The 25,753-nt window shown below is 39.8% G+C and carries 26 protein-coding genes; 14 read left to right on the forward strand and 12 right to left on the reverse strand.

The genetic code is table 11. The features are described 5' to 3' along the window. Positions 1 to 106 precede the first annotated feature (106 nt). Entirely contained in the window at positions 107 to 1,519 is a 1,413-nt protein-coding gene (gene gndA / locus AACZ87_RS12770; RefSeq protein WP_339867687.1) for an NADP-dependent phosphogluconate dehydrogenase, read from the reverse strand. Positions 1,520 to 1,714: 195 nt separating this feature from the next. Here gndA and zwf point away from each other — a divergent pair, with 195 nt between their 5' ends. From zwf to AACZ87_RS12790, 4 genes are all read left to right on the forward strand, one after another. Next, positions 1,715 to 3,241, forward strand: a complete 1,527-nt coding sequence (gene zwf, locus AACZ87_RS12775) for a glucose-6-phosphate dehydrogenase (protein WP_339867689.1) — start codon at positions 1,715 to 1,717, stop codon at positions 3,239 to 3,241. 45 nt (positions 3,242 to 3,286) lie between these two features. Then, a complete protein-coding gene (gene pgl, locus AACZ87_RS12780; RefSeq protein ID WP_339867691.1) occupies positions 3,287 to 4,015 on the forward strand; it encodes a 6-phosphogluconolactonase in 729 nt (242 codons plus the stop codon). Between the two features lie 240 nt (positions 4,016 to 4,255). Then, positions 4,256 to 5,581, forward strand: a complete 1,326-nt coding sequence (locus tag AACZ87_RS12785) for a glycosyl hydrolase family 28 protein (protein ID WP_339867693.1) — start codon at positions 4,256 to 4,258, stop codon at positions 5,579 to 5,581. A gap of 59 nt (positions 5,582 to 5,640) precedes the next feature. Next, a complete protein-coding gene (locus AACZ87_RS12790) occupies positions 5,641 to 6,009 on the forward strand; it encodes a DMT family protein (protein ID WP_283412158.1) in 369 nt (122 codons plus the stop codon). A gap of 10 nt (positions 6,010 to 6,019) precedes the next feature. Here AACZ87_RS12790 and AACZ87_RS12795 read toward each other — a convergent pair whose 3' ends face one another. Then, positions 6,020 to 7,063 carry a putative zinc-binding peptidase gene (locus tag AACZ87_RS12795; RefSeq protein WP_339867695.1) on the reverse strand — a complete coding sequence of 348 codons (1,044 nt, stop codon included), beginning with the start codon at positions 7,061 to 7,063 and terminating at the stop codon, positions 6,020 to 6,022. A 416-nt stretch (positions 7,064 to 7,479) separates the two neighbouring features. Between AACZ87_RS12795 and aqpZ the strand changes: the two genes are divergently transcribed. From aqpZ to AACZ87_RS12810, 3 genes are all read left to right on the forward strand, one after another. Next, complete coding sequence (aqpZ, locus tag AACZ87_RS12800) at positions 7,480 to 8,163, forward strand: aquaporin Z (RefSeq protein ID WP_339867696.1); 684 nt, start codon at positions 7,480 to 7,482, stop codon at positions 8,161 to 8,163. Between the two features lie 63 nt (positions 8,164 to 8,226). Then, complete coding sequence (locus tag AACZ87_RS12805; protein ID WP_339867698.1) at positions 8,227 to 8,688, forward strand: outer membrane insertion C- signal; 462 nt, start codon at positions 8,227 to 8,229, stop codon at positions 8,686 to 8,688. Positions 8,689 to 8,726: 38 nt separating this feature from the next. Then, positions 8,727 to 9,182, forward strand: coding sequence for a DUF1905 domain-containing protein (locus AACZ87_RS12810; protein ID WP_339867699.1), 456 nt, complete (start codon positions 8,727 to 8,729; stop codon positions 9,180 to 9,182). Here AACZ87_RS12810 and AACZ87_RS12815 read toward each other — a convergent pair. From AACZ87_RS12815 to AACZ87_RS12860, 10 genes are all read right to left on the reverse strand, one after another. Then, on the reverse strand, positions 9,179 to 11,581 hold the full coding sequence (locus AACZ87_RS12815; protein ID WP_339867701.1) for a TonB-dependent receptor: 2,403 nt from the start codon (positions 11,579 to 11,581) through the stop codon (positions 9,179 to 9,181). The two genes, AACZ87_RS12810 and AACZ87_RS12815, sit on opposite strands and share 4 nt — an antisense overlap. 22 nt (positions 11,582 to 11,603) lie before the next feature. Beyond that, entirely contained in the window at positions 11,604 to 12,323 is a 720-nt protein-coding gene (locus tag AACZ87_RS12820; protein WP_339867703.1) for a fatty acid desaturase, read from the reverse strand. Positions 12,324 to 12,346: 23 nt separating this feature from the next. Further along, the gene (locus AACZ87_RS12825; RefSeq protein ID WP_339867705.1) at positions 12,347 to 13,192 is read right to left on the reverse strand and encodes a 4-hydroxy-3-methylbut-2-enyl diphosphate reductase; all 846 of its coding nucleotides are present in this window, start codon (positions 13,190 to 13,192) and stop codon (positions 12,347 to 12,349) included. 12 nt (positions 13,193 to 13,204) lie between these two features. Continuing rightward, positions 13,205 to 13,906, reverse strand: a complete 702-nt coding sequence (locus tag AACZ87_RS12830; RefSeq protein ID WP_339867707.1) for a lycopene cyclase domain-containing protein — start codon at positions 13,904 to 13,906, stop codon at positions 13,205 to 13,207. Positions 13,907 to 13,908: 2 nt separating this feature from the next. Beyond that, complete coding sequence (locus tag AACZ87_RS12835) at positions 13,909 to 14,751, reverse strand: phytoene/squalene synthase family protein (protein ID WP_339867709.1); 843 nt, start codon at positions 14,749 to 14,751, stop codon at positions 13,909 to 13,911. 15 nt (positions 14,752 to 14,766) lie between these two features. Beyond that, positions 14,767 to 16,251, reverse strand: coding sequence for a phytoene desaturase family protein (gene crtI, locus AACZ87_RS12840; protein ID WP_339867711.1), 1,485 nt, complete (start codon positions 16,249 to 16,251; stop codon positions 14,767 to 14,769). Between the two features lie 4 nt (positions 16,252 to 16,255). Continuing rightward, positions 16,256 to 16,768, reverse strand: coding sequence for an RNA polymerase sigma factor (locus AACZ87_RS12845; RefSeq protein WP_339867713.1), 513 nt, complete (start codon positions 16,766 to 16,768; stop codon positions 16,256 to 16,258). Positions 16,769 to 16,966: 198 nt separating this feature from the next. Next, complete coding sequence (locus tag AACZ87_RS12850) at positions 16,967 to 17,857, reverse strand: MerR family transcriptional regulator (RefSeq protein ID WP_339867715.1); 891 nt, start codon at positions 17,855 to 17,857, stop codon at positions 16,967 to 16,969. Beyond that, entirely contained in the window at positions 17,854 to 18,300 is a 447-nt protein-coding gene (locus tag AACZ87_RS12855; RefSeq protein ID WP_339867738.1) for a sterol desaturase family protein, read from the reverse strand. The genes AACZ87_RS12850 and AACZ87_RS12855 overlap by 4 nt, the downstream gene beginning before the upstream one ends. A 72-nt stretch (positions 18,301 to 18,372) precedes the next feature. Continuing rightward, the gene (locus AACZ87_RS12860; protein ID WP_339867717.1) at positions 18,373 to 19,041 is read right to left on the reverse strand and encodes a carotenoid biosynthesis protein; all 669 of its coding nucleotides are present in this window, start codon (positions 19,039 to 19,041) and stop codon (positions 18,373 to 18,375) included. Between the two features lie 110 nt (positions 19,042 to 19,151). On the opposite strand from AACZ87_RS12860, the gene AACZ87_RS12865 reads away from it, so the two are divergent. From AACZ87_RS12865 to AACZ87_RS12895, 7 genes are all read left to right on the forward strand, one after another. After that, on the forward strand, positions 19,152 to 19,457 hold the full coding sequence (locus AACZ87_RS12865) for a DUF4286 family protein (protein WP_339867719.1): 306 nt from the start codon (positions 19,152 to 19,154) through the stop codon (positions 19,455 to 19,457). 291 nt (positions 19,458 to 19,748) lie between these two features. Next, the gene (tnpA, locus tag AACZ87_RS12870; RefSeq protein ID WP_339867721.1) at positions 19,749 to 20,195 is read left to right on the forward strand and encodes an IS200/IS605 family transposase; all 447 of its coding nucleotides are present in this window, start codon (positions 19,749 to 19,751) and stop codon (positions 20,193 to 20,195) included. 513 nt (positions 20,196 to 20,708) lie between these two features. Further along, positions 20,709 to 21,848 carry a DUF4221 family protein gene (locus tag AACZ87_RS12875; RefSeq protein ID WP_339867722.1) on the forward strand — a complete coding sequence of 380 codons (1,140 nt, stop codon included), beginning with the start codon at positions 20,709 to 20,711 and terminating at the stop codon, positions 21,846 to 21,848. A 4-nt stretch (positions 21,849 to 21,852) separates the two neighbouring features. After that, a complete protein-coding gene (locus AACZ87_RS12880; protein WP_339867724.1) occupies positions 21,853 to 22,998 on the forward strand; it encodes a DUF4221 family protein in 1,146 nt (381 codons plus the stop codon). 4 nt (positions 22,999 to 23,002) lie between these two features. Continuing rightward, positions 23,003 to 24,142: a DUF4221 family protein gene (locus AACZ87_RS12885; RefSeq protein WP_339867726.1), complete on the forward strand. Its 1,140-nt coding sequence runs from the start codon at positions 23,003 to 23,005 to the stop codon at positions 24,140 to 24,142. After that, the gene (locus tag AACZ87_RS12890; protein WP_339867728.1) at positions 24,139 to 25,281 is read left to right on the forward strand and encodes a DUF4221 family protein; all 1,143 of its coding nucleotides are present in this window, start codon (positions 24,139 to 24,141) and stop codon (positions 25,279 to 25,281) included. Before AACZ87_RS12885 ends, AACZ87_RS12890 begins: the two co-directional genes overlap by 4 nt. A 4-nt stretch (positions 25,282 to 25,285) precedes the next feature. Beyond that, a complete protein-coding gene (locus AACZ87_RS12895; RefSeq protein ID WP_339867729.1) occupies positions 25,286 to 25,720 on the forward strand; it encodes a DUF4221 family protein in 435 nt (144 codons plus the stop codon). Positions 25,721 to 25,753 lie beyond the last annotated feature (33 nt).

A 25,753-nucleotide genomic window follows, 5' to 3' on the forward strand; every position in this document is an offset into this window, starting at 1 on the left:
AAAATACGAAATACTCTGAAATAGACTAAACACAAAAGCTCGCCAATATTTTTAGCGAGCTTTTGCATACTGTGACTGAAAACTGATCACTGACCACTGCCAACTCCTATTTCCCCCATTCTGTATGGAAAATTCCCTCCCGATCAGTTCGCTCGTAGGTATGTGATCCGAAGTGATCACGCTGAGCCTGGATCAAGTTTAGAGGAAGTTTTGTAGACGTATAGGCATCAAAATAACTCAATGCAGAAGAAAGTCCCGGAACAGGAATTCCGTTTTTCGCAGCAAAAGCAACTACCTCACGAACTGCCGGTAATGTACCTTGTACTTTAGGAACGAAAGAAGGAGAAAGCAGCAAATTTGGAATGGAATTATCCGCAGTGTAAGCTTCCGCAATATCGGCCAACAATCCTGCACGGATGATACAACCTGCTCTCCAAATCTTCGCTATAGTGGACATGTCCAGATCATAGCCGTAATCTTTGGAAGCATACATCAACTGATGCAATCCTTGTGCATAAGCGATGATAAAGGAGAAATATAAGGCCTGTTCTGCTTGAGCGATTAAATCCTCTTTCTTGATATGAGCTACTTCTGGTCGAGTATACAATTCGTCCGCCTGAACTCGCTCGTCTTTCAAGGCAGAAATCTCACGCATACTTACCGCCATATCAATGGTTGGAACAGGGATTCCCAAATCCATCGCATTCTGAGAAGTCCATTTACCTGTGCCTTTTTGCTTGGCTTTATCCAAAATCATATCCACTAAATCAGCTGAAGTCAACTCATCTTTTTGAGTAAAGATTTCAGCCGTGATTTCTACCAAAAATGATTGCAAACGGCCTTTGTTCCACGTGTCGTAAACTTGGTGAAGTTCTTCATTCGATAGATCACAGGACTTTTTCAGCAAATCGTAAATCTCTGAAGTCAGCTGCATCATGGCGTATTCTATGCCGTTGTGAACCATCTTCACATAGTTACCAGCTGATTTTGGACCTAGGTAAGCCACGCATGGTTCGCCTTTGTATTTTGCAGAAACTGCTTCGAAAATTGGCTTCACATATTCGTAAGCTTCTTTGTCCCCACCTGGCATGATGCTAGGGCCTTTTCTCGCACCCTCAGCTCCACCAGAAACTCCAGATCCAAAGAAGTGAATTCCTTTCTCTTTCAAATAAGCTTCTCTTCTATCTGTGTCCGTGAAAAATGAATTTCCGCCATCTATAATGATATCACCTTTGTCTAAAAGCGGAAGTAGGTTTTCTATCGCACTATCTACGATTTTTCCAGCTGGCACTAGAAGCATGATTTTCCTCGGAGTGGATAAAGCCTGAATAAAAGTCTTGACATCCGTAGTAGCTTTCACATTGTCCATGCCTTCAGCTTCCACTTCCATAGCCTTCACCTGAGCTTCGCTTAAGTCATATCCAAAGGCGCTGAAATTATTGTCAGCAACATTCAAAATAAAATTTCGCCCCATCACTCCAAGGCCAACTAATCCAAAATCGTAATTTTTATACTCCATCGTTTCTTTCTGTTGTTTTTCAAATTTGCTTCTAAGCCTACCAGCTTGCAAGGTTAGAAATAAATATGGGTTATTTTTGCGTCTATTGCCTCCAAAATTAATGGATTGAAGGTTGGCTTTCTAGTAAGATTGATAAATTTGTGACCGCCCAAAGCAGGGTTTTGATACAAAAACCATAAAAATACGCCTCAAGAAATGAAAAAAACACAAAACCAGATGCTTATAATTTTTGGCGCGTCAGGTGATTTGACTGCACGAAAACTGGTTCCGGCAATATATAACCTCTATAAGGGTAAGCATCTACCAGAAAATTTCGTGGTTTTGGGTGCTAGCCGAAGTGCGATGACGGATGAGGAATTCCGTCAGAAAGTAGTTCAGGAAAGCGAGTTTTTGAAGGATAAAATCAGTAAGGAAGAAAAAGACTACATCTCAGCTTTTGCAGAAAAGCTATTTTATGAAGACTTAGGAGACGATTATGATAGCAAATACAATGGTTTAGCTAAACGAATTAAAAAGCTGAACGAAGAAAAAGGCTGTGACCATAATTACATATTTTACCTTTCTACACCTCCAAGTTTGTACGAAGTAATAGCCAAAAATCTTTGCGAAGCGGGTCTTACAACGGAAGAAAATGGATGGAAACGAATCATTGTTGAGAAACCATTTGGATACAGTCTGGCAACTGCTCAGGAGTTGAATGCAGGTTTGCACAAGTATTTCAATGAACCTCAAGTCTATAGAATTGATCATTATTTGGGCAAGGAAACTGTCCAGAACTTATTGGTTACTCGTTTTTCCAATTCCCTATTCGAACCTACCTGGAACCGCAGATACATTCATCATGTGGAAATTACCAATGCTGAGACTGTAGGTGTAGAAAAGCGTGGAGGCTATTATGACAAGTCTGGCGCACTTCGGGATATGTTCCAAAGCCATTTGCTTCAGGTGGTATCACTGATCGTGATGGAACCGCCTATCAATTCGAGTGCGGAAGAAATCCGTGATGAAAAAGTCAAGGCGCTGAAATCACTTCGAATAATGACAAGTGATGAAGAGCTCTCAAAGCATACCATGAAGGGCCAATATGTAGCTTCGACTATCAACGGTGAAAAAGTAAAAGGCTATAGAGAAGAGGATGGAGTTGATCCTGATTCTAAAACAGAGACTTTTGCTGCAGTTAAGTTTTTTGTAGACAACTGGCGCTGGAAAGATGTGCCATTTTACGTGCGAACAGCTAAGTATATGCCGACAAAAGTGACTGAAGTGGTAATCCACTTTAAGTCTCCAGCGCATGAGGTTTTCAAAAGCCAAGATGCCTATAAAAAAGACAACAAAATCATCATCCGTATTCAGCCAGACGAGGGAATTCTGATCAAATTTGGAGTGAAAGTCCCTGGCCTAGGCTTCCATGTGGAGCAGGCAAATATGGATTTTTACTATTCCGATCTTGACTCTGCAGAGATTATGGATGCCTACGAAAGATTGCTTCTGGATGCCATGCAAGGAGATGCAACTCTCTATGCTCGTGCAGATGAGGTGGAAGCTGCCTGGAAGTTCGTGGACCCAATTTTGAAATACTGGCAAAATGAGGATGTTCCAACTTATGGCTATGCAGCAGGAACTTGGGGACCAAGGAATTCCGATGACATGTTCGATGGACATTTCGGTTGGAGAAATCCAGGCAATCGACTTACCGACGAAACTGGCTTCTGCATTCTCTAAGTTGAAAGCCTTGAATTAATGTATTTTTAAGAAAACTATCCCAAAATGAATATCATCGTTTCAAGTTCGAAAGAAAGCTTGGCAGAAGAATTTGCATATATGCTCAAAGACATGTCTGACACTGGAGAAAAAATCCATGTGGCCCTTTCGGGTGGAAGCACTCCAAAAGTTATTTTTGATTACATCGCTGAGGAGCTCGGTGAGGAAATCTTTTGGGATAACATCAATTTTTACTGGGGTGATGAGCGCTGTGTTCCTCCTACTGACTCTGAAAGCAATTACAAAATGACGGTGGATCATTTATTGTCCAAAATTGATATGCCGGAGGAAAATATCTTTCGGGTTTTGGGAGAAAATGACCCTGAGGAAGAAGCAATTCGATATAGCGAAGTATTGAATGAGGAATTACCAATTGTGAATGGTCTGCCACAATTTGACTTGGTCATGTTAGGTATGGGAGATGATGGACATACGGTTTCTATCTTTCCTTACAATATTGAATTATGGGACGCGAAAGAGAATTGCGTGGTCGCAGTTCATCCGGATTCCGGGCAAAAGCGCGTGACGATTACAGGAAAAATTGTGAATAACGCCAAAGCAGTTGCCTTCCTTGTCACTGGAGCGAACAAAGCGGATAAGGTGAAAGAAATTGTCATGTTGGAAGGAGATTATGCCAACTATCCAGCATCCTTGGTTAAACCATCTAGTGAGGAACTTACCTGGTACCTCGATCAAGATTCTGCTAAAAATTTAGAGTTCACTTCAGAGGATTAGCCTGAAAATGGACTAGCTAAAAAGCGACTAAGATTAGATTCCCGGTCGCTTTTTTTGTTTACGCAGTTTCATTGGTATTAAGCATGCAGGACTAATGACGCCTACGACAGTTGAATGACAAGGTGTGCAGCAAATAAGCACCTTTTCACAGGACACTACCTGATAGCAAAGACAGGTTTTATACTAATCTTGTAAATTGACTATCAGTTTCTAGATAACTAATTAAAAAATAAACCCTAAATGCGGACCCTACTTTCGGCATGTTTGTATATGCTATTGTTATTTCAGACTGCCTTTGCTCAACAGCCATCCACTGAATACTGGCCAGATGGAACGCCAATATCTTCATGGTTTCATGACTATTCCAAAGTCAAATTGGAAGACTTAGGCAAGCAATATGTGTTGACTGATTTCGGAGTAATAAATGATAGTAGCATTTTACAAACTCAGCAAATCCAAGCAGTAATAGATCAAGCAGCGAAAACTGGTGGAGTGGTGATTGTGCCAAAAGGCACGTTTTTAAGCGGTGCTCTATTTTTCAAACCTAATACGCATTTGCATGTAGTAGAAGGTGCGGTATTGAAAGGTTCGGACGATATCGCTCATTATCCTTTGATTCCCTCACGAATGGAAGGTCAAAACTTGGACTATTATGCTGCTCTCGTAAATGCCTACGGAGTCGATGGTTTTACAATTTCTGGACATGGAACAATCAACGGAAATGGGTTGAAATTCTGGGAGGCTTTCTGGCAAAGAAGAAAAGAGGATCCGAACTGTACCAATCTGGAAGTATCAAGACCACGCTTAGTATTCATTTGGAAAAGTAATGATGTTCAAGTTCAAGATGTAAGCCTCATCAATGCAGGTTTTTGGAGCAGTCATTACTATCAATGCAAAAACATCAAACTGCTGGATCTCACGATCACTTCGCCTCATGAACCTGTGAAGGCTCCAAGCACCGACGCCATTGATCTGGATGTAGTATCAAACGTGTTGATCAAAGGATGCTATCTCGCCGTGAATGATGATGCCATAGCGCTCAAGGGCGGTAAAGGTCCATGGGCAGATGAGGATCCAAACAACGGGGAAAACACGAATATCATCATAGAGGACAGCGAATTTGGATTTTGCCATGGTGCGCTAACTAATGGAAGCGAATCGATTCACAACAAGAATGTGATCATGCGGAATATCAAAGTGCAGGATGCTGTTAGATTACTGTGGCTGAAAATGCGCCCAGACACCCCGCAGCATTATGAATACATAACTCTGGAGAATATTACGGGAAAAGTTCGCAGCTTCATTTATGTTAAGCCGTGGACTCAGTTCTTTGATCTCAAAGGAAAAGAGGAAGTACCGCTTTCCTACTCCGATCATATCACTATGAAAAATATGGACTTGGAATGCGACATATTTTTTGATGTAGCGATCACAGAGCACGATAGACTTTCAGACTTCACCTTCGAAAATCTGAATATTCGTGCAGCAAAAGCTGATTTCGAACCAGACTTTGTAAAAGGGTTTGAAGTGAAAAATGTGGTAGTAAACGGTAAAAAATTGGACTAACTACTGTATACAAGCGATCGTTAAAATGCGGAAATTCGCGCGGTTATAACTACTCGCAAATGAAGGCCCTCCTCACGATTGTACTGCTTATTCTTTCCAATACCTTCATGACTTTGGCATGGTATGGCCATCTGAAGTTTGCTGAATGGAAATGGTTTAGCAAGCTTGGCTTGGTATCGATTATCTTAATCTCGTGGGGAATTGCGCTCTTCGAGTATTGCTTCCAAGTTCCAGCCAATAAAATTGGTTTTGATGGAAATGGGGGTCCATTTTCATTAGTACAACTGAAAGTGATTCAAGAAGTAGTCACGCTAGTAATCTTTATGATCTTTTCCCTAATCGCATTTAAAACCGAGACCTTCCGCCTGAATCACCTTATTGGCTCTATATTCTTAATTTTAGCAGTTTACTTTTTTTTCAAAAAGTAGAAATACCTGCTCAGAGATTAAAAATGAGCGTATGGATAAATTTCATTTTAGTCACCACAGCAGAGCTTACCACAAACGGATACGCATCTGGTACTCCCATGCTTCTGTTCAGACTATTAATAGCAAATGAGATAGGTGCCCAACTTTGGTAGACTTTTTCAAAGTCTCTTTTTTCATAGGGATCGAAAGTGAATGACCCGCTTAAACTCTTTTCTTTCACGTTTGGATTAACGGATATTCCATAGTAATAAGCAGTCTCGGCCATGTCCATAATGTGTAAATAATGTGCCCATGTCTCAGCCCAATCCTCCCAAGCATGCGAGCTGGCATATTGGCTGATATATCGCTCTTGCCAATTTGCAGGAGCCCCCGTTTGGTAGTAATTCTTTAGCGCTTCCCCATAATCTAAGCGGTCATCACCAAATAGTTCTCTGAATTCTGTGAGTTTTTTTTCATTGGTAGCCACCAATCTATCCCAAAAGTAATGACCTACTTCATGGCGAAAATGCCCGATTAACGTACGATAAGGTTCAGACATTTGCTTTCTCATCTGCTCTCTATGGACAGAATCCGCCTCAGAAAGCAAGATTGTGATCAAGCCATTTGCATGGCCAGTCATGATCTGATTGTCTCCCTGCCGGGAAATAAAATCAAAGGAAAGCCCAATCTCGGGATTTGTCTCCTGAGGTGGGATGGCTAGTTCAAGTTTGAGTAATTGATAGACAAGTCGGTGTTTTGCAACCTCAAGCTTCTGCCATTTGGGAAAATTTTCTGCATCAGATAAATCTGGAATAGTCCGATTGAGCTCACAGGCCGTGCAAAACTCATGGTCTTCCTCTGCTGGAATCAGCCAATTGCATACTCCCAGATCTTTGTTTTCGCAGTATTTATAAGCCTTCCCTTTTCGATCAGAAATAAGAGGAAATTTGCTGGGATCAAAAGTGAGCATTGTGGAGGTAATACTGGAATAACCAGTCAGATGTCCGCATTTTTCACAGTGATCGTTTTCGAAATACAGCGGGTGAGCGCAATTTCCACATTCAAAAATTTTCATGGTAGATCAATTGTTGGCAGTTTGAGGAATAGTAACAAAGTAGTCTCTCCCTCCACGTTTTGGGCCAATTGATATGTTTCGGGATACATTATTTTATAGAAGGAGTTTAATTTTTCTTTTACAGGTAGTATGCGGGCCTCGAAACTGGATTTTGACCACTTCCCATTTTGCCTCTATCGATAAATTTTTGTCATCAATTCTACGAGTTAACTCAAATGTTAACTTATTCTGAAAATGCTTAAGTAGTAAATGGCCCTTTCCAAAGTCAAATTATTTTATGAGAGATAAAATTATCTAAAAAGTAAAGGAGAGTAAAATCCATGGTTAATTCCCTGATAACAAAACATTAATTTTAAAACTCTAATTTTTTTGAAATTATATTTTTAAATTCAGTACACAACTAACCTCACATTTTTATGAAAAAACTTGTAGCAGAATTTATTGGAACACTCTGGCTAGTGCTAGGGGGTTGCGGTAGTGCCGTATTAGCGGCAGGTTTCCCTGAGCTGGGAATTGGATTCGTTGGAGTATCTTTTGCTTTCGGCCTTACTGTTTTAACAATGGCCTATGCTATAGGTCATATCTCTGGTTGCCATCTCAATCCTGCAGTAACTGTAGGACTTTGGATAGGAGGAAGATTTGATAGCAAGGATGTTATTGGGTATATAATTGCCCAAGTGTTGGGTGGACTGGGAGGTGCAGCAATTTTGTACTTGATTGCCACTGGTAAAGCTGGCGTCGAACTAGGAGGTTTTGCTTCCAATGGCTATGGTGAAGCATCACCTGGAGGCTATAATCTAGTATCAGCATTAGTCACCGAAGTGGTGATGACTTTCATGTTTTTGACCATTATTTTGGGTTCTACTTATCCTAAATCTCCAGCTGGATTTGCTGGAATAGCAATTGGTTTAGCCCTAGTTTTGATCCATTTAATTAGTATTCCGGTTACAAATACCTCAGTAAATCCTGCTAGAAGTACTTCACAGGCGATTTTTGCCGGAGGTATCTATCTTCAGCAATTATGGCTTTTCTGGCTGGCACCGATAGTAGGAGCTGTACTTGCTGGAATTGTTTATAAATATCTTGCACCAAATGAATAATCTCATAAAAAAGTTAATATTTGTATAACTATATTTTCCAATTATAATTTAATCCCTTTTAATATGAAATATTTTAAGATTTTAGCTCTTGTAATGTTTTTTGGTTTAGCAGCTTCATTACAAAGTAATGCCCAAGAATTAGGTATCAGATTTGGCAATTTTGCCGGTAACAACGTGGCTGTGGATGGAGTTTTTGAACTAGGCCAGTTCAGTAGAATACATGCTGACGTTAGTTTTGGAGGTAATGGAGTAGGAATTGATGCGCTTTGGGATTTTATCTATCGTCCCATAGGAACCAGTGATTTTGACTACTACATCGGTGCTGGTCCTTCTTTGTTTTTAGGTGATCCATTTGGACTCAGTGCAGCAGGTGAAATCGGCGTTGAATATGCGTTCCCTGATGTTCCTATTGCTATTGGACTAGATTGGAGACCTACTTTTCGAATTGTAGAGGACACAGACTTTTTTGCTGATGTATTTGGCCTCAACATTCGATATGTTTTTGGAAGAGTAACTGGTAATTAATTCAATAATGAGAGCAGGCAAAACCTGCTCTTTTTTTTATGAAACTTATTCTAGAAGGCAAATTCATCTTAGAGAAATTCCCTGGAAAAGGAGGCTGGATCTATGTGAAGTTCCCTGGAGAATTAATCGTCACGGGGCAATCATTTGGGATGATGAAAGTGTCAGGCGCTATTGATCATTACACGTTTGAAGGCAAATTCCTCCAGTTTATGGGTAATGGATTTGTTTTTCTGCCTGTAGCCAAACCTATTCGAAAAGCAATCGGTAAAGAAGTAGGAGATGAGGTGGATATCAAATTTTATCGAGAGGAAATTCCCGACAAAATCCCGCAAGAGTTGATAGAATGTCTCGATGATGATCCAGGTAAGTTGGACCTGTTCAATAAGCTGTCAGTTGCTGATCAGAAGCAATGGATTTTTTACATCTATAGCGTAGATGATCCGGATGTAAAATCTTCCAGAATTATCAAACTACTAGACTCTCTGATTGCTTAGAATTCAACAATAATACCTACAGTAGGAAGTATGGACCCCGCAGGATTGCTCAGGTATCTCAACTGGTATCGACTAGGGTCTGAAGGATCCACTAAAATATTTCCTTCCGTATCTCTTACCGGCACAAGTAACGGAGGTTGTTCTGCCTTGAAGTTATAGACATTTTGTATATCCACATACCAATTCAAATTCCATTTTTCGAAGTAGTATTTCTTGTCCAATCTCAAATCCAGCTGGTGAAACCCTTTCAATCTAATTGCATTAATTTGGGAATAATCCAAGACTGGTTGATTTCTCAAATCCCAATTACTGATGAGGCTTGATTCCTCGTAGTCATAAGGTGTATATGGGGTCCCGCCTAAAAATCTCCATCTAGCACCGATTTCCCAGTTGTTACCAAATCGCTTGCCGGCTGTTAGACTAACAATTAATCTGTTGTCCCATGATGAGGCGATATAACCCTCCGTGTTTGGGTTTGTGAATTCACTTCGGACCAAAGTGACCGAAGCAATTCCATAGAAATTAGTGAATAGACGCTGCTGAGCAAGCATTTCCAATCCATAAGCTTTACCATCCGAGTTGGATTCTACAGGCTCATTACCTATCACTCCAAAGTCGGCTCCAAGATTTGCTAAAGAAATTCCATTACGAATAGAGGAAGGGTATTTACTGTATTTTTTATAAAACGCCTCAGCCGTAAATCGGCGATTTTTCTCCGGAACGAGGAGTTCAATTCCTGCAATTAGCTGCGAATTTTGAATATATCGCACATCGTTTAATTGGTTAATCAGCTCTCCATTGTTATCCTTATAGCCCAAAACTGTATAGGAAGGCTTTTGATAATATATACCTGCATTAGCTGTCGCAAAGAGATTTGGTTTCAATTGATAAGAAAATGAAACACGCGGACTTACTTGATTGAATGGGTTTTGGGCTGTTTTTCCAAAATCTCCACCATCAACTCTTACACCTCCAGAGATTAAAAGTCGTTCGTCGTAAAAGTTTTTACTTGCTGAGACAAATCCTCCGTAGAAGTTAAATTTCGAGGTCGACTCTACCGATATAATTTCTCCGGTATTTGACAGCGTAGATCGATCAAAATTGGAAATATAATACCTCGAATACTGGTAATTTACACCGTATTTTACTGTGAAGCCATTTTTAAAAATACTGTTTTCTGCGCGAAATTTATTTTCAGATTCCTGAGAAAGATAGTCATAAAGTAAGTTGTCCTCGCTGCTTTCATCATTTCCGGCATACTTGGTAGAGTGATTGTTCAGCATATTTCTACTAAGCACAAATGTCCAAAAGCCATTCTCCCTAAAACGCTTCAGTTTCACGCCAGTTGCATAGTTCCATTGATCTTGGACAGGAAGAACGTCTAAAAGATAGAGTCTATTTTCGCGATCTTCTTCGCTTTCATTATCCGGCACATCTTCATTCAGAACAAACTTGTCTATCGCTCCGACGCCTATGAAGGTTAGTTCAGTTTTGTCATTGATTTTGGTCGTGGTTTTCAGCTGAAAATCATTGAATGTGGGTAGAAATGGCAATCCAATTAGCTTGAACAGTCCCTGCAAATACGAGCGCCTTGCCGAAAGCAGATACGTAGTTTTTTCACCAATCGGGCCTTCATTCGAAAGCGTCAATTCGGATGCACCGACAGTCAGCTGAGTTGCCATTTTGTCTCTGCGTCCTTCTTTGAGCTGAAATTCAAAGAATGAACTTAACGCATCCATGCGATTGGCAGGAAAACCTCCAGCAATCAGATCGACGTTTTTGATCAGATTGACATTCAGAATTCCAACGGGTCCACCAGAGGAACCCTGCGTGGCAAAGTGATTGATCACGGGTACCTCTATCTCATCGATGAAAAACTTATTCTCGTTCGGTGCGCCGCCGCGAATCAAAATATCATTTCTAAAACTAGGTGTGCTGGCCACTCCCGGCAAGGATTGGATAACCCTCGAAATATCACGATTTCCACCTGGATAGCGCTCTATTTCGTTTGAATTGAGCCTTCGCACAGAAAGTGGCGTTTCTTCGGACCTAGAAAATTCAGAGCTGACTACCACTTCCGAAAGCTCTGAGGCATCTTCTAACAGTTCAAAATCCAACTGGACTGGCCGGGATAAGGCTACCTGAATTTCGAACTGAGTTTTTGTTTTAAATCCTACAAAGCTAGCGCGTATGTTGTACAAGCCTGGAGGGACATCAGTTATTTCATAAAATCCATTTTCATCTGATATCGCTCCAAGTTCAGTACCCAAAATAAGTACATTGGCAAAGGCCACAGCGTCATTATTTACTGGGTTGGTGATTTTCCCCCGAATTATTCCTTGGGAAAAAACATGGGTAGAAATAATGAAAAAAGTGAATATGAATAGAATTGACCTCATTTAGTATTTCAGGTAAGAGTAGTTAGGAATGGCCTTGGCTGACAGATTGATTTTCTTTGATCTTCCAAAGTCTCCACCATGGTGTTCCTGGAGAATCATGATGCTCGTAGTGGTATCCAAAGAAATAGCAGGTTAAAAATGCCCATAAGTGATTCTTGGCTTGGGTGCTTGAATGATGCTTGTTGTCACTTTCGCCCTTATGTGGCAAATATGTGCCAAAGTAAAAAAGTTGAAAGGTGGATAACACGGCGGGGAGCATCCAGAAAATTATTAAGTTTTCCACAGGTATAAAGAGCTTCAGAATGTTGAAAGTGATAGCCATCAACAAGATTTGCCAGATGGACACGTATTGCTTTATGAAGCTAAAATACCAGGCTAGGAAATTGTCAGATTCGTGGTAATCAGGATCCTGACTTGTTGCTACAAACCTGTGATGCTCGTGATGTTTTGGAAATAGCTTTCCGTAGAAATTATAAGAGAAAAGTAATGCCGCAAACCAGCCAATCGTATTATTCACTTTTTTGTCCGAAGATACTAAGCCATGCATCGCATCATGAGCAGTGATAAAAAGTCCAGTATACAAATGCATTTGAATCAGAATAGCCAAATAGACCAATGGGTTTGACCATGAAATCGGGTAATTTAACAGGAAGATCAAGCTTGAAAACCAGAGTACAATAATTGTCAAAGCAATTAAAATCCCTTTTGGGTCAACCGATGAGCGTGAGTTTTCCGGATTCATTCCAGCAAGTTGGCAATGTTTTATCAAAAAGTAAGGATCCTTTCCTTCACTTGTTCCATTAGCCACATTGGTGTAGATGTCGCTCCGCAGATTCCCACACGATCATTCTCTTCAAACCAACTACCTTCGATTTGATCTGAATTAGAAACGAAAAAGGTGTTTTGGTTCGTGTCTTTGCAGACATTAAACAGCACTTTACCATTGGAAGACTTTGTGCCACTTACAAAAACAATTTTGTCAAATTTGGAAGCGAAGTCCCGCAATTCTTTGTCTCGATTGGACACTTGACGACATATCGTGTCATTGGTATTGATGGTAATTCCATTTTCCTTCAGCACGTCATTGATCTCATAGAATTTATCCGTGCTTTTGGTCGTCTGACTGTAGAGCGTGATGTTCTTAGGGAGTGTTTCTAGATTCAACTCAGAAATGTCCTGAAATACGATCGCTTTATTATTTGTTTGCCCTAGCAAACCAATCACCTCTGCGTGTCCTTGCTTGCCATAGATATAAATGGAGTCACCTTTGTCAAAGGAATTTTTAATTCTATGCTGAAGTTTCAAAACGACCGGGCAACTTGCGTCAATTAAGGTCAGGTTGTTTTTGATCGCTAGTTCGTAAGTGGAAGGAGGCTCACCGTGTGCACGAATCAGGACTTTTTCGTCCCGAAGGTCTTTTAATACCTCATGGTCAATAATTTTCAGGCCTTTTCGTTTGAGACGATTTACCTCTTCATCGTTATGTACGATGTCACCCAAACAATATAAATGCCCGTCTTCCTCCAACATGTCTTCGGCCATCTCGATGGCATAAACCACCCCAAAGCAAAAGCCTGAGTGCACATCAATCTGAACGTGAAGATTCTTCATAGTTGGATAACTTTAAGCTTCTCGAATTGTTTTTCTCTTTCTGAAATATTCAAAGAAAGACACATTCATAAGTAGAAGTGTCATAGAATATACGGTGTCTTCGATAGGAACAGTCCAAATCCTTATCCCCAAATTTTCTGCATTATTATAAATCACAACTGGCTCAGAAGTCACACCTCCTGTTAGGACGCCATTGCAAAGTATAAAAGGAATGAGGTGCACGAGGTAGGCAAATAGAAATCTGCCTAAGTATTTGTCTTTGAAAATCAACCAATGAGTCGCTAATGCAACTGCACCTACTATAAAATTCACAGCGGTGTACATCTTATCGGTATTCAAAAATGCCAATAGCAATAAAAGGGGAATCATGACAAATATGAAAGGCTTTCCTGCCGGCTTGAAGATGTCTTTTGGGAAAAAGTAAATTAGCACTTCATAGATGAAAATACAGGCAAAAGGAACTGTGATGAAAAAGAGCCATTCCTCAATTGGAAGCTGAAAAATGTAAAATCCTAGCAAATATCTTGGGTTGAATTCCCAAATACCTATTACGGTAAACCAATGATCCCAAATCAAAAAGAATGCTCCTGTGAGCAGTAGGGCTGGAAAAAGCGCAAACCACTTGCTGGCGTACCTGATTTTAGGCTCGAAGGAGCGAATGAGTGGAAAAGAAATAGCAAATAGATTTACGGCTAAATACAGATACTTCTCCATGGTCAACTCAATCCCAATTTACTTCCGAAATAGGTTCCGATGAGTAAGGTGAACTTCTGAGAGTTAGGGATTCTAATGCGCTCGTGCGTGATTTTGCTGGCAGAAAGCCCCTTAATTTTGTCAAATAATTTCTGGTAATACAGGTAAGCTACCTTCACACCTAGCTTTGCTCCATCAGGAAGATTAGCAATTCCTATAAGTGCCTCATCAAAATCCTTCTGGATATCTTCCTCAATTAGCACCTTGGCAGGTTTGTCAAAGTTTTCAAAGGAAACACCAGGAAAGTAAATCCGCCCGCGCTCTTCGAAATCACTTTTGATGTCACGGAGAAAATTCACTTTTTGGAAAGCAGAACCTAGCATTCTGGCTGGACTTTTTAATTGTTGGTATAGAGCCTCATCTCCCTCCACAAATACTTTCAGGCACATCAATCCTACTACTTCGGCTGATCCATAGATGTACTCTAAGTATCTGCTGTCATTATATGTGCTGAAGTCTAGATCCATTGCCATGCTTTTGAAAAATGACTCGATCAGGTCTAGGTCTATTTCATATTTATTGACCATCATCTGAAAACCGTGCAGTACAGGATTTAGAGATAGTTTGGTTTCAATTGCTATATAGGTTTCTTGTCTGAATTTTGCCAGTAATTTGGACTTATCATGCTCATGAAAAGTGTCTACGATTTCATCAGCATAGCGCACAAAGCCATAAATAGCGTAGATGGGCGCGTGGAATTTCTTGTCCAGCGTCTGAATCCCAAGGGTAAAGCTAGTGCTGTAGCGCTGAGTGATCAGCTTGCCACAATCTAGGCTTGTTTGGTCGTATAACTCCTTTGCATTCATGATGTTAAATATACTTTATTTATTTTCGGTCTCTTTGATCACCTCATTTGCGACTACATATCCAGAAATAAGGGATGGAGGTACGCCAGGTCCAGGAACTGTAAGCTGACCAGTGTAGAACAGATTTCTCACTTTTTTGTTTTTCAGCGAAGGCTTGAGCAAAGCAGTTTGCTTGAGCGTATTCGCTAAGCCGTATGCATTTCCTTTGTACGCATGATAATCTGCTTTAAAATCGGCATGAGCATAAGACCGTTTGAAAATCACATGCGAACGTATCTCCTGGCTGGTGATTTTTTCTAGTCGGTCCATAATTAGGTCATAATATTTTTCCCGTATCTCTTCTGAGTCTTCCAAGTCCGGTGCAAGTGGAATGAGTAAAAACAAATTCTCCATTCCTTCAGGTGCAACGTTGGAATCTGTGACCGAAGGAACGCATGCATAGAATAACGGAGCTTCTGGCCATCTTGGATTAGTATAGATCGCATCTGCATGTGGACCAAGCGGTTCATCAAAGAATAGATTGTGATGCTTGAGGTTTGCCAGTTTTTTATCGATTCCCAAATAGAAAAGTAAGCTAGAGGGTGCTAGTACTCGCTTGTCCCAATATTCTTCAGAGTAGTTACTATATTTTGGATTGATTAGTTGCTTGTCTACGTGATGGTAATCTGCACCTGCGATGACCACATCAGCATTCACCAATTCACCAGATTTTAGTCTAATTCGCTTCGCGACACCTTGCTCTATTTCTATTTCTTCTACCTCTGCATTATATCGGATGTAGACACCTTTTTGCTCTGCCAAAGAAACCATTCCCTTAATAATCTCATGCATTCCTCCCATGGGATACCAAGTGCCAAGTGCGATGTCTGCATAATTCATTAAGCTGTAAAGCGCTGGAATGTTTTCGGCAGTTTCCCCAAGGAAAAGGACTGGGAATTCCATTAAGCGAATTATCTTCTCCGATTTGAAAAACTTCCGAACATGAGTAGACATGGATTGAAGGATGTCCATTCTCATCACGTCCTTCAGAAGTGAAAGGGAAGTGAATTCCAAAAGTGATCGACTTGGTTTTTTGACCAAATCGTGAATTCCGACCTGGTACTTGTACTTGGCTTGTGCCAAAAATTTATCTAACTGCGCTCCAGCCCCTGGTTCGATCTGCTCCAGCATTGCTTTGAAATCCTGCAAATTTGCAGGAATTTCCATCACATCATTTTCTCCGTAGATCACGGAGTAGGATGGATCAAGTCGTAGCAAATCGTAATAGTCGGAGGGCTTTTTGCCGAAATGTGAAAAGTATTCTTCGAACACGTCTGGCATCCAATACCAGCTTGGGCCCATGTCGAATGTAAAACCTTCGCTAGAAAACTTTCTAGCCCGTCCTCCCGGAGAATCATTTTTCTCCAGCAGTGTAACGTTAAAATTATTGGCAGCAAGATGAGTTGCGGCTGAAAGGCCAGCAAACCCAGAACCTATTACCACCGCATGTTTTTGGGTCATTTGCTTAATTTACGTGCTTATATACCATCAAATCTTGCTTAAGGTACTTTCGGGCAATATGAATTCTATTTTTTACAGTTCCTATCGGAATGCTTAGTCTATCAGCAATCTCATGGTACTTGAATCCTCGATAATATAGCAAAAATGGTGTACTGAATATCTCATCTAGTTTGTCTATAGCTTGGTAGATATCATCAATTGCAAATTCCCCGTATGCGGAATTTTCTATCAAAGTAGCGCTCGAGTTGATGTAATGAAGATTGTCAGTGGTGTCTACGAAAGTCGCTCTTCTTACCATTTTCTGATAGTTGGTAATGAAGGTGTTTTTCATAATCGTATAAAGCCAAGCTTTGAGATTCGTGCCCTCGGCAAATTTGTCCTGATTCGTATAGGCTTTCACCATTGTATCCTGAAGCAAGTCATTTGCATCATCTATATCTCTGGTCAATTTAAGCGCAAAAGGCTTTAGAACGCCTGATAGCTGATTTAATGAGTAACTGAATTCGACTGAAGTCATGGCTTTGTCTTTTTGTTTAAACAAACCTAATAATGTTTAAACAAAATAACAAGATTTTGTTTAATTAAATTTTGGAAAAAATAAACAAAAAATTGTCAAATAAACTTCAAATGGGGTTTGGTGGCTATTTTGGCTCAATTTTGGGCATAAAAAAAGTATTCACGAGGAATACTTTTGTTTAATTATTTACTTTCATTTTTAAACAATATCTTCTTCCATTCGAACTAAGAATCTTTTGATTTCTTTGGCATAAGTAAGCAAACAGATGTTTGAAGGAATAGAATAGGCTTTTTCTACGCCTTGTAGCCCTGTGACAAAAACGGTTGTGTTTGAAAATTCTGCAGCGAGCATATTCAAATAATCCTGAACCTTATCTGGTGTAGGCGAGGAGGTAATTACGGTGAATAAATAATCCGGCTGCTGCATATTATAAACTGAAAGCAAATCTTCATTAGGCGTATTTTGTCCCAGATAGATCACTTTATGGCCATGCTTTTTGATAAGGTAAGAACTAAAAAGAAGCGAAATCTCATGAAGCTCTCCCTCAGGAAGGAAAAGCATAAAGGTTTTCCCAAAATTATTTCCTACTTCCCCGTCTATAGCGACGATCAGCTTTTGGCGAATGAGGTTGGAAATGAAGTGCTCCTGGGCAGGATTGATGGCTCCAGTCATCCAAAGAATCCCAATCTTGGTAAGAAATGGATATACCACTTTTATAATAGTGTCTTCGAATCCCAATTTGATAATACTAGAAGTGAGAACTTTCTCAAATCTATCCTCATCCATCTCTATCATGCAAATGGTGAGGGCCTGGATTTGATCGTTGTGATCAACGGATTGATCTGTGAGGCGTATGATCTCTTTGCTGATCTCCATACTACTCATGGCAGCTATCTTGCTGATTTTGATGCCATGGTTATTCAGCATAGCAATATTCAGGATCAGCTTGAGATTCTCATCATCATAAAAACGGATATTCGTATCAGTCCTTTTAGGATTGAGTAGGTTGTAGCGCTGCTCCCAGATTCTAAGTGTATGTGCTTTGATACCAGAAAGTTGCTCTAAGTCTTTAATCGAGTAGTTGCTCACGGTTCTTGCTTTTTAAAATACTTGTTTGGCACTATAAAAAGTCCAAAGGAAACTGCTCCATCCCTTTTCTTACTGTGATGATGTGCTTGATGAGCTTTGAAGATCCCTTTCAAAAATGCACTTTTTGGTCTGTTTAGCCACTTCAATCTTCTGTGAATCAATACGTCATGGAGAAAGAAATATAACATGCCATAGGTGCTGATCCCTATACCCATCCAAAATCTATAATCTAATTCCCCCACACCCACGAATATCAATCCTATGGCGATACTCCCAAATAGCAGTGAAAACAGGTCGTTCAACTCGAAAAATGAATCAGAATGCTCATGATGTGTTTTGTGAATCATCCAAAGAGGTCCATGCATTAGATACTTGTGAATTGCCCATCCTGACAACTCCATCAAGACAAATCCCAAAATGCCAAAACCTATCGCTTCAATCATCATAGTACTAACCTAAGTCGTGAATTTTTGTTTAAGGATAAATCAAAATAAATGGCTTTTTCTACAGAAAAATTAAACACCCAAAGTGAAATTAAGAATCGCGAAAAAAAGGATCATCGCAGTTAGCATTAAGGCGGCCAGTGGATTTCCCTTTTCAAAATTCCCTTTTCTATAAATCAAATGAATCAAAAATGCGACTACAAACCAAGTGAGGTAGTTGCCTGAAGGAATGATTTCAAACTTCCAGTACCACATATCCAAGGCAACCGCGACTGGTTCCATGATGTAGTCGATGACGGTCATTGCCGTAGCTCCAAGCAGGGCAGCGTAAGTATCATTGTCAGTTACTTTGTAAAATACCGCTCCAGTAAGATAAACGAGCACGAACCAATTCACTCCGATAATAATGGGAACTTCCCAAAGCATGGGTCCCAGCGTCGCACCATAGACATAATCACCGAAAATGTATCCGGTATGGATTCCTATCAGTTCTGCTCCAAAGCCAATCCAAAACGCTGCTGCCGCAAAAATAGGAAAAGCATCAGACCATCCTTTGTGAAATCCCAAGAGTAATACTAAGGTCAGCAACAACTGGGCGGGAGTAAGCATCAGGAAATAGTCACGATACTCAGGCAGACTCAAGCCAATCGTACCTACTGCATATAAGGCGACCACTATAATTTTCGCAATAATCAATCGCTTATTCTGAGCCTCTGGTGGCGCCTGGGCTATTTTATGCATATTTTGGGAAGCTTTGCTGGAAGGAAATTCAGTTTTTGTGTTGGGATTCCTAACTTTGGAATCTCAACTCTGTTTGCAAAAAAACGAAATTCTTGCCAAAATCCCCTGATATGATTCTTTACAACATCACATTTACCGTATCCAACGACATAGAAGAGGATTTTGTCCAGTGGATGAAAGACACTCATATCCCCGCTATTTTTGCCACGGGGCTATTTGTTGAGCATAAATTCTTCAGGCTGCTCAATAGCCCAGATGATAGTATTACAAATTACAGTATTCAGTTTTTCGCAGAAAATACTAAGAAATTAATCGAATATGAAAGTAGATTTGCCAATGCTCTTCGCTACGAAACACAGGCAAGGTATGGGGAGAAAGCAATGCCATTCAGGACGCTTATGGAGTCGGTAGATTGAGCTAAAAGCATTTGTTATCAGTTTCGCCCCGTTCGGGATTTCAACTTCATAATTCATTACTTGCCCTCGGCTTCACCGATGGTTTCGCTATGGTGGACACGTAAGAAAAGTTTCAATCTTTCGGATTTTTGCGGAATGAAAATCTTGCTTTCGAAGAATGGCTTCGAAGGAGCCTAATGATTCATGACCCCGTACGCAGTGCGGGGTGGAATACCGATGATTTTTTTAGCCCTGAATGGGGCGACACTTCGATGAAAATCTATAACTTCCTTAAAATAAACTTTTTAGACCATGACTTCATACCGGAAGATGTTTTACCACATCATTTTTCACACTAAAATGAATAAGCCTACTTTGAATCCAGATTCAAAAGATGTTTATAATTATTTGTGGGGAATAGTTAAGAACAAAAAATCTAAACTCTATCAAATTAACGGCATTGAGAACCATATTCATATGCTGATAGATATCCATCCTTCAAATGCTGTTGCAGATTTTATGCAGGATTTAAAAGCGTACTCGAGTGCTTGGGTCAAGCAAGCAAAAGCACATCCAAAGTTTACTGGTTGGGCAGATGGATATGGATGTTTTACCTGTTCTATTCATGAAAAAGATAGAATAATTACCTACATCAAGGGCCAAAAGGAGCATCACAAAACAGAGACTTTTGAGGATGAGTATCGAAGGATTTTGATTGAACATGGTATTGAGATCGATGAGAAGTACTTTTTGAAATAGAAATTAGTTTTGCCCCTTCAGGGCTACCTTATAGCTTTTATCTGTGTACCCCCGGCTATGCCGAGGGTTATGAATGGTATCGATCCTTCGGATCTTTTCCTTAGTAAGAGAAAGAGAATTTCGGTTGATTTTAATGTTCTTGATTTCTATACTAACTGCATACAATAAAGTTTCCACGTAGCATTTCGGCGATTAATGTATTACCCAAATCTAGGTAATGAAAGTGGTCCATTCTTAGAAATAGCTCCGAAGGAGCCTAACTATTCATGACCCCGTACGCAGTGCGGGGCATAAAAACGATAATTTTTTTTAGCCCCGAATGGGGCGATACAAGAGTTGTTTTTAACCAATTGCTTTCCATTGATCTTCGCAGATTAAAAAAGCTGATCAGCAATTTACACATAAGAGAAGCACAGCATAGGCACTCAAGTGCCTGAAAGCATAAATGTTAAGAAATCTTAACTAAGTTTTATTCTTAATTTTCTTTATTTTTCATTCTTAAACTTTTAAAGAATGAAAAAACTCTTTCTTTTGTTTTGGCTCCCTTTATTTTTTTCATGCACTGAAAAAGGCAGTTCTGAGAAAGTTGAATCAGACAATATTCTCGAAAACCTGACTTACTCTCTGGATACTGTAGTGGTGGATTCCAAAGGTGAAATTATCAACCTGAAATATGGGATGGGGGGCTTTGATCGATCAGTAGATGGGAAATCACTTTTTCTGTACGACTCTGATCGAAGTTTTTTTCAAGAAATAGGTTTGGAGCAAATGATTCTCAAAGAAAGTTATCCTTTCGAGAAGGTAGGTCCTAATGGAACCGGCCGTGTTAATTCTTTTCAACTACAAGCTGATGGGTCTATTCTAATTACTAGTTTTCAGAATCTGGGAATTTTTAATTTGCAAGGAGAGCAGATTCGTTCTTTCAACCTAAAACCGAGTGATTTAGTAGGAGCCGAATCTATCAACGGTTTTGCTATTCTCAATCAGATGAATTGGAATTCTAATACTGAGAAACTTTATTCACTGCCGGGCGATATTACTACTGGCAAGTTTGAATTTGCGATAACAAATCCAACTTCTCAATCTGTTCAGATTCTGCCGTTAACGGAAATGGAGAAGTCTCAAAATTTTCGCGTCACTCAAATAGAAGGCGATGGTGGAGCTGCTTTTACAGAGATCTATAATCTTACCAAATTCAAAGATAAATTCATCATTACTTGTACCGTCGGAAGCGGAATTTACTTGTATGATGCATTGATAGACAGTCTTAGTTATTTAGACTTCCCACATAAGCTTATACCAAACAAAAAATCAGGTGATATCAAGAATGATGTGAGTTCATCTCAGGAATGGTATGAAGAATATAGAAAAGTTGCAGGACAGATCAGCTATTGGGAAATGAATTGGGATCAATCTACCTCAAGGTTTTACCGTTTGGCAAGCCGGTCTCTTTTGGGTGAAAGAAGGGAAGATCCAGCAAAATACGAGGTGTATCTCTTAGTTTATGATGAGAAATTAAACCTATTAGGAGAATCCCGCTTAGAGGAATACAAGGAATTCCCCAGAAGCTATTTCTTCAAAGAAGGCAAGCTCTATTCCTATGTCAATGTAGAAGACGAGCTCGGTTTCGCAGTATTCACTTTTGATTTTTAAGCAAATGAAAAAGCTTCTTACGATTTCCTTGCTAATCCTACTTGCATCATGCGGTGGGAAAGAATCCGAATCCACAGAACAGAAAAATATTCTCGAAAACCTGACTTACTCTGTGGATTCTGTAGTGGTGGATCCTGGTAATGAGATTATTAATCTGAAGCATTTAGGATCAACTTATGTTTCTCTTTCCCAAAGTAAAAACCTGTTTTACTTCTTTGATCGCTCAAGGTTCATCCTTCATGAGATAGACCTGAACACCTTAAAATTGGTCAACAATTATCCATTTGAAGAAGAAGGACCTGATGGAACAGGAAGGTTCATATATCATTTTAAAAATCTTCCAAATGGAAATTTTTGGGTTCAGGATTTATTAGGTTCTACTTCGGTTTTTTCCAAGACCGGAAAGAGAATTCGGAATATTGAGTTTAATAAAGAGGACCTTCTAAAAGACTTCCCTCTCGGTCTAAATCTTTTATATGAGCTTCAAGTGGATTTCGAGCGAAATAAGTTCTATTCATTGCCACTTATGTTTAAAATGGAGAGGAAACATTTTGCTGTGATAGATTCCTCCGGTCATGTAGAAAAAACAGTAGAACTCCCGGAGTTTGATAAATTAGAAAAATATAAAGTTGAGTATAACAGTGGTAGAGATGGAGGCGATGGAAGACGGGAACAAGTAAGACTTGAGCAACCAAACGATCTAGTTTTAATTTCCTCTACCGTAGGAAATGGTATTTATATCTACAATCCAGAGCTCGACAGCTTATGGTTTCAGGAGTTTCCCCATGAATTAACTCCCTTAAAGAAAGACATTACAGTCAAAAATGTAGTGCACAGCCCCAAGGAGCTAGTAGCCGAAAGAGAAAAGTTTCATACCCAAATAGACTATTGGGGTTTCTATTGGGATGAAAAGACAGAACGTTACTTTCGGTTTGCCAGCATAGGAATTCCTCGCGCCAACGTTGATTCCCCAAAAAAATATGAATACTTCATGTTCGTCTACGATAAGGAGCTAACCCTTAAAGGAGAAACGAAGCTGGATAATCTTGAAACAATCCCTAAAGCTGGTTTCTTCAAAGACGGCAAGCTCTGGTCTTACGTCAATGTAGAAGACGAGCTCGGTTTCGCAGTATTCACTTTTAACTACTGAACCCATGAGAAAACTACTTACGATTTCAGCTCTTGCACTATTTTTAGCCTGTGATGAAAAGTCTAAATCTGAGGTAGTTTCTAATATCGAGGAGCCCAAGAATATTCTTGAAAATATGACCTTTACGGTCGATACAGTGCTGGTGGATAGTGGAGATGAAATTTTAGATTTTTCCTTCGGTTATAATACCTCTTCATCGCCAGACGGCCGCTATTTTTACTTTTCCAATAACCTTAAAATCCAGAAAATCGATTTGGATCAACTGAGTTTAATAGGTTCCTTTTCTCTAGAGAAAGATGGCCCAAATAGTCCAGGTCCTACATTTGGCTTTTATGCGCTTTTTGATGGTAGCTTCTTTTTCCCAACCCTTCATCGACCTTCTATTATTACTGACCGAGGCCTGAAAATCAAAACTTGGAATCTTGATCAAGACAAATTGGTAGAAGGATTTCCTGTCGAGCCTTTTTCCCTTGGAAATAGAGTAATTCTGGACTCAAAGCGTCTCAACTTGTATTCTTTGCCGATGAACATTGAAGCAAGAGACTATTATTTCACTGTAATTGATTCACTGGAAAACAGGAAAAAGATGGTGGAGCTCACAGCGTTTAAATGGGCTAACAAATACCTGGTTAGAAGCGATAGCGAGCAAAAAGGTGAATTTCTACACCTACAACAGTTTGATGAGCTTGTGCTTATTTCCTGTACTGTGGGAAATGGCACTTACATCTACGACCCTGACATAGACAGCCTTTTTTATAGGGAATTTCCACATGAGCTTGTGCCCTTAGAAAAAACAGGAGAGGTAAAAAACAAGGTGGGGAGCAGAGCCGAGTATGAGGAAGAATTAAAAAAGCTAACCCAAAAAATCAGCTACTGGAGCTTCATCTGGGATGAAAAGTCTCAGCGCTATTTCAGGTTTGCAAGTAGAGCTATTGGGTTTGATCAAGAAGGCTGGACAAAGGATTATGAAATATTCTTTATGGCTTATTCCAAAGATTTGGAGCTAATCGGTGAGACTCGATTGAAAGGATTATCCAAAACCCCATTTGGCTTTTTCAAAGATGGAAAGCTCTGGTCCCAAGTAAATGTCGAAGACGAGCTAGGCTTCGCGGTTTTCACTTTTGATTTTAAAAAACAACTATGAAAAAACTACTGACTATTCTTTGCCTGTTGATTTTCGCTGCATGCAGTGAAAAAGGCGGTTCCGAAAATGCTGAACCAGGAAACATCCTCGAAAACATGACTTATTCGATGGATACACTGGTTGTGGATCCGGGGGATGATTTATTCAACATGGGCTCTGGCTTTCGCTCTCAAGATCTGAGTGAAGATAACAAGCGGTTATTTTATTTCGAAAATAGACCTTTGAAACTTGTAGAAGTAGATTTGGAAAACCTCAAGTTGATCAGTAAAACTGAATTTGAGGAGGAAGGCCCAAATGGAATTGGCAGGTTTGTTATCAATTTGGAAATAGGCCCTAGCGACCAGGTATATGCAATGGGAGTGGGGGATATTGCACTTTTTGATAAGAACGGAAAGAAACTGGAATCCTTGAAAACCAAACCAGCTGGGATAGATACTAATCTGGCAGAAGATTTTTTTACGCTCTACAGGAATGCTTCTTTCGACTTTAAAGCAAAACAATTCTTCTCCTGGCCTAGCGCTGAGATTTCGGAAGGTAGTAATCTTTACAGAATAGACGTAGCATCTGAAACCGCCGAGAAAATTCCTGCACCTGAGATGGGAATTATTGAAAAGTACACCATCACAGTCTCTGAAAATGGTAATACCATGTCTTTCCCACCGACGGTAGATATCGTGTCCCACGAGGGTAAGGTTTTGATCTCCTGCACTGCGATGAGTAGTATTTATTCATTTGATAAGGAGAGCAACAGCATGAAGTTTATTGAGGTCAACCATAAGGTAGTTCCTAATATCCTGACTGGAGAAGTCAAGAATAATGTGTCTTCTGAAAAGGAATTTAGTGAAGAGATAAGGAAGGTTTTATCTCAAATTTCCTATATGAAGCCAGAATGGGATGCGACACGGAATTTATTTTTGAGACTAGGAATGAAGACATTCTCTGGAGAAAGCAGGGATGCTCCAGAGACCTATGAGTATTACCTTTTTGCCTATGACAAAGACTTCAATGTAGTAGGAGAAACCAAGATTGAAGGCATGAAAAACAATCTTTCTATCCATTTTTTCAAAGACGGCAAACTGTGGGCTTATGTAAACGTGGAGGATGAATTGGGCTTCGCAGTGTTCACTTTTGATTTTTAAATCCATGAAAAAGTTACTGACCATTTCTATTCTCGCTCTACTTTCTGCCTGTGGAGACAAAGAATCCGAATCGACTGAGGCTAAAAATATTCTGGAAAATCTGACTTATTCAGTAGACACTGTGGTGGTGAATCCGGGAGATAATATTATTGACCTTTCGAATGGTTCGATGTTTTCTTCAGTTTCATTAGACGAACAGAAATTCTACCATTTTGACTATAATAAAACAGCTATAAACGAGGTTGATTTACAAAAATTGGAATTGACAGATAGGTATCAATTCTCAAAAGAAGGCCCAAATTCTATCGGTTTTAACCCTCCCACTATCCAGCCATTGAGCGATGACAGGTTTTTATTTGTTTCCTCTGGTATAAATGTCGGAACCTATTCCAAGGGTGGAGAAAAGTTGACAAGTTTAAAATCACTAGTGTCCGACTAAATTAGGGATTTCTGAAAAAGGTTGAAAAGGATC

It is taken from the genome of uncultured Algoriphagus sp. (assembly GCF_963974365.1).
Classification (GTDB): Bacteria; Bacteroidota; Bacteroidia; order Cytophagales; family Cyclobacteriaceae; genus Algoriphagus.

Bases quoted from the DNA above. Each gene is read 5' to 3' on its own strand.
- gndA (WP_339867687.1), bottom strand. From the start codon at position 1,519: ATGGAGTATAAAAATTACGATTTTGGATTAGTTGGCCTTGGAGTGATG.
- zwf (WP_339867689.1), top strand. From the start codon at position 1,715: ATGAAAAAAACACAAAACCAGATGCTTATAATTTTTGGCGCGTCAGGT.
- pgl (WP_339867691.1), top strand. From the start codon at position 3,287: ATGAATATCATCGTTTCAAGTTCGAAAGAAAGCTTGGCAGAAGAATTT.
- AACZ87_RS12785 (WP_339867693.1), top strand. From the start codon at position 4,256: ATGCGGACCCTACTTTCGGCATGTTTGTATATGCTATTGTTATTTCAG.
- AACZ87_RS12790 (WP_283412158.1), top strand. From the start codon at position 5,641: ATGAAGGCCCTCCTCACGATTGTACTGCTTATTCTTTCCAATACCTTC.
- AACZ87_RS12795 (WP_339867695.1), bottom strand. From the start codon at position 7,063: ATGAAAATTTTTGAATGTGGAAATTGCGCTCACCCGCTGTATTTCGAA.
- aqpZ (WP_339867696.1), top strand. From the start codon at position 7,480: ATGAAAAAACTTGTAGCAGAATTTATTGGAACACTCTGGCTAGTGCTA.
- AACZ87_RS12805 (WP_339867698.1), top strand. From the start codon at position 8,227: ATGAAATATTTTAAGATTTTAGCTCTTGTAATGTTTTTTGGTTTAGCA.
- AACZ87_RS12810 (WP_339867699.1), top strand. From the start codon at position 8,727: ATGAAACTTATTCTAGAAGGCAAATTCATCTTAGAGAAATTCCCTGGA.
- AACZ87_RS12815 (WP_339867701.1), bottom strand. From the start codon at position 11,581: ATGAGGTCAATTCTATTCATATTCACTTTTTTCATTATTTCTACCCAT.
- AACZ87_RS12820 (WP_339867703.1), bottom strand. From the start codon at position 12,323: ATGAATCCGGAAAACTCACGCTCATCGGTTGACCCAAAAGGGATTTTA.
- AACZ87_RS12825 (WP_339867705.1), bottom strand. From the start codon at position 13,192: ATGAAGAATCTTCACGTTCAGATTGATGTGCACTCAGGCTTTTGCTTT.
- AACZ87_RS12830 (WP_339867707.1), bottom strand. From the start codon at position 13,906: ATGGAGAAGTATCTGTATTTAGCCGTAAATCTATTTGCTATTTCTTTT.
- AACZ87_RS12835 (WP_339867709.1), bottom strand. From the start codon at position 14,751: ATGAATGCAAAGGAGTTATACGACCAAACAAGCCTAGATTGTGGCAAG.
- crtI (WP_339867711.1), bottom strand. From the start codon at position 16,251: ATGACCCAAAAACATGCGGTGGTAATAGGTTCTGGGTTTGCTGGCCTT.
- AACZ87_RS12845 (WP_339867713.1), bottom strand. From the start codon at position 16,768: ATGACTTCAGTCGAATTCAGTTACTCATTAAATCAGCTATCAGGCGTT.
- AACZ87_RS12855 (WP_339867738.1), bottom strand. From the start codon at position 18,300: ATGATTGAAGCGATAGGTTTTGGCATTTTGGGATTTGTCTTGATGGAG.
- AACZ87_RS12860 (WP_339867717.1), bottom strand. From the start codon at position 19,041: ATGCATAAAATAGCCCAGGCGCCACCAGAGGCTCAGAATAAGCGATTG.
- AACZ87_RS12865 (WP_339867719.1), top strand. From the start codon at position 19,152: ATGATTCTTTACAACATCACATTTACCGTATCCAACGACATAGAAGAG.
- tnpA (WP_339867721.1), top strand. From the start codon at position 19,749: ATGACTTCATACCGGAAGATGTTTTACCACATCATTTTTCACACTAAA.
- AACZ87_RS12875 (WP_339867722.1), top strand. From the start codon at position 20,709: ATGAAAAAACTCTTTCTTTTGTTTTGGCTCCCTTTATTTTTTTCATGC.
- AACZ87_RS12880 (WP_339867724.1), top strand. From the start codon at position 21,853: ATGAAAAAGCTTCTTACGATTTCCTTGCTAATCCTACTTGCATCATGC.
- AACZ87_RS12885 (WP_339867726.1), top strand. From the start codon at position 23,003: ATGAGAAAACTACTTACGATTTCAGCTCTTGCACTATTTTTAGCCTGT.
- AACZ87_RS12890 (WP_339867728.1), top strand. From the start codon at position 24,139: ATGAAAAAACTACTGACTATTCTTTGCCTGTTGATTTTCGCTGCATGC.
- AACZ87_RS12895 (WP_339867729.1), top strand. From the start codon at position 25,286: ATGAAAAAGTTACTGACCATTTCTATTCTCGCTCTACTTTCTGCCTGT.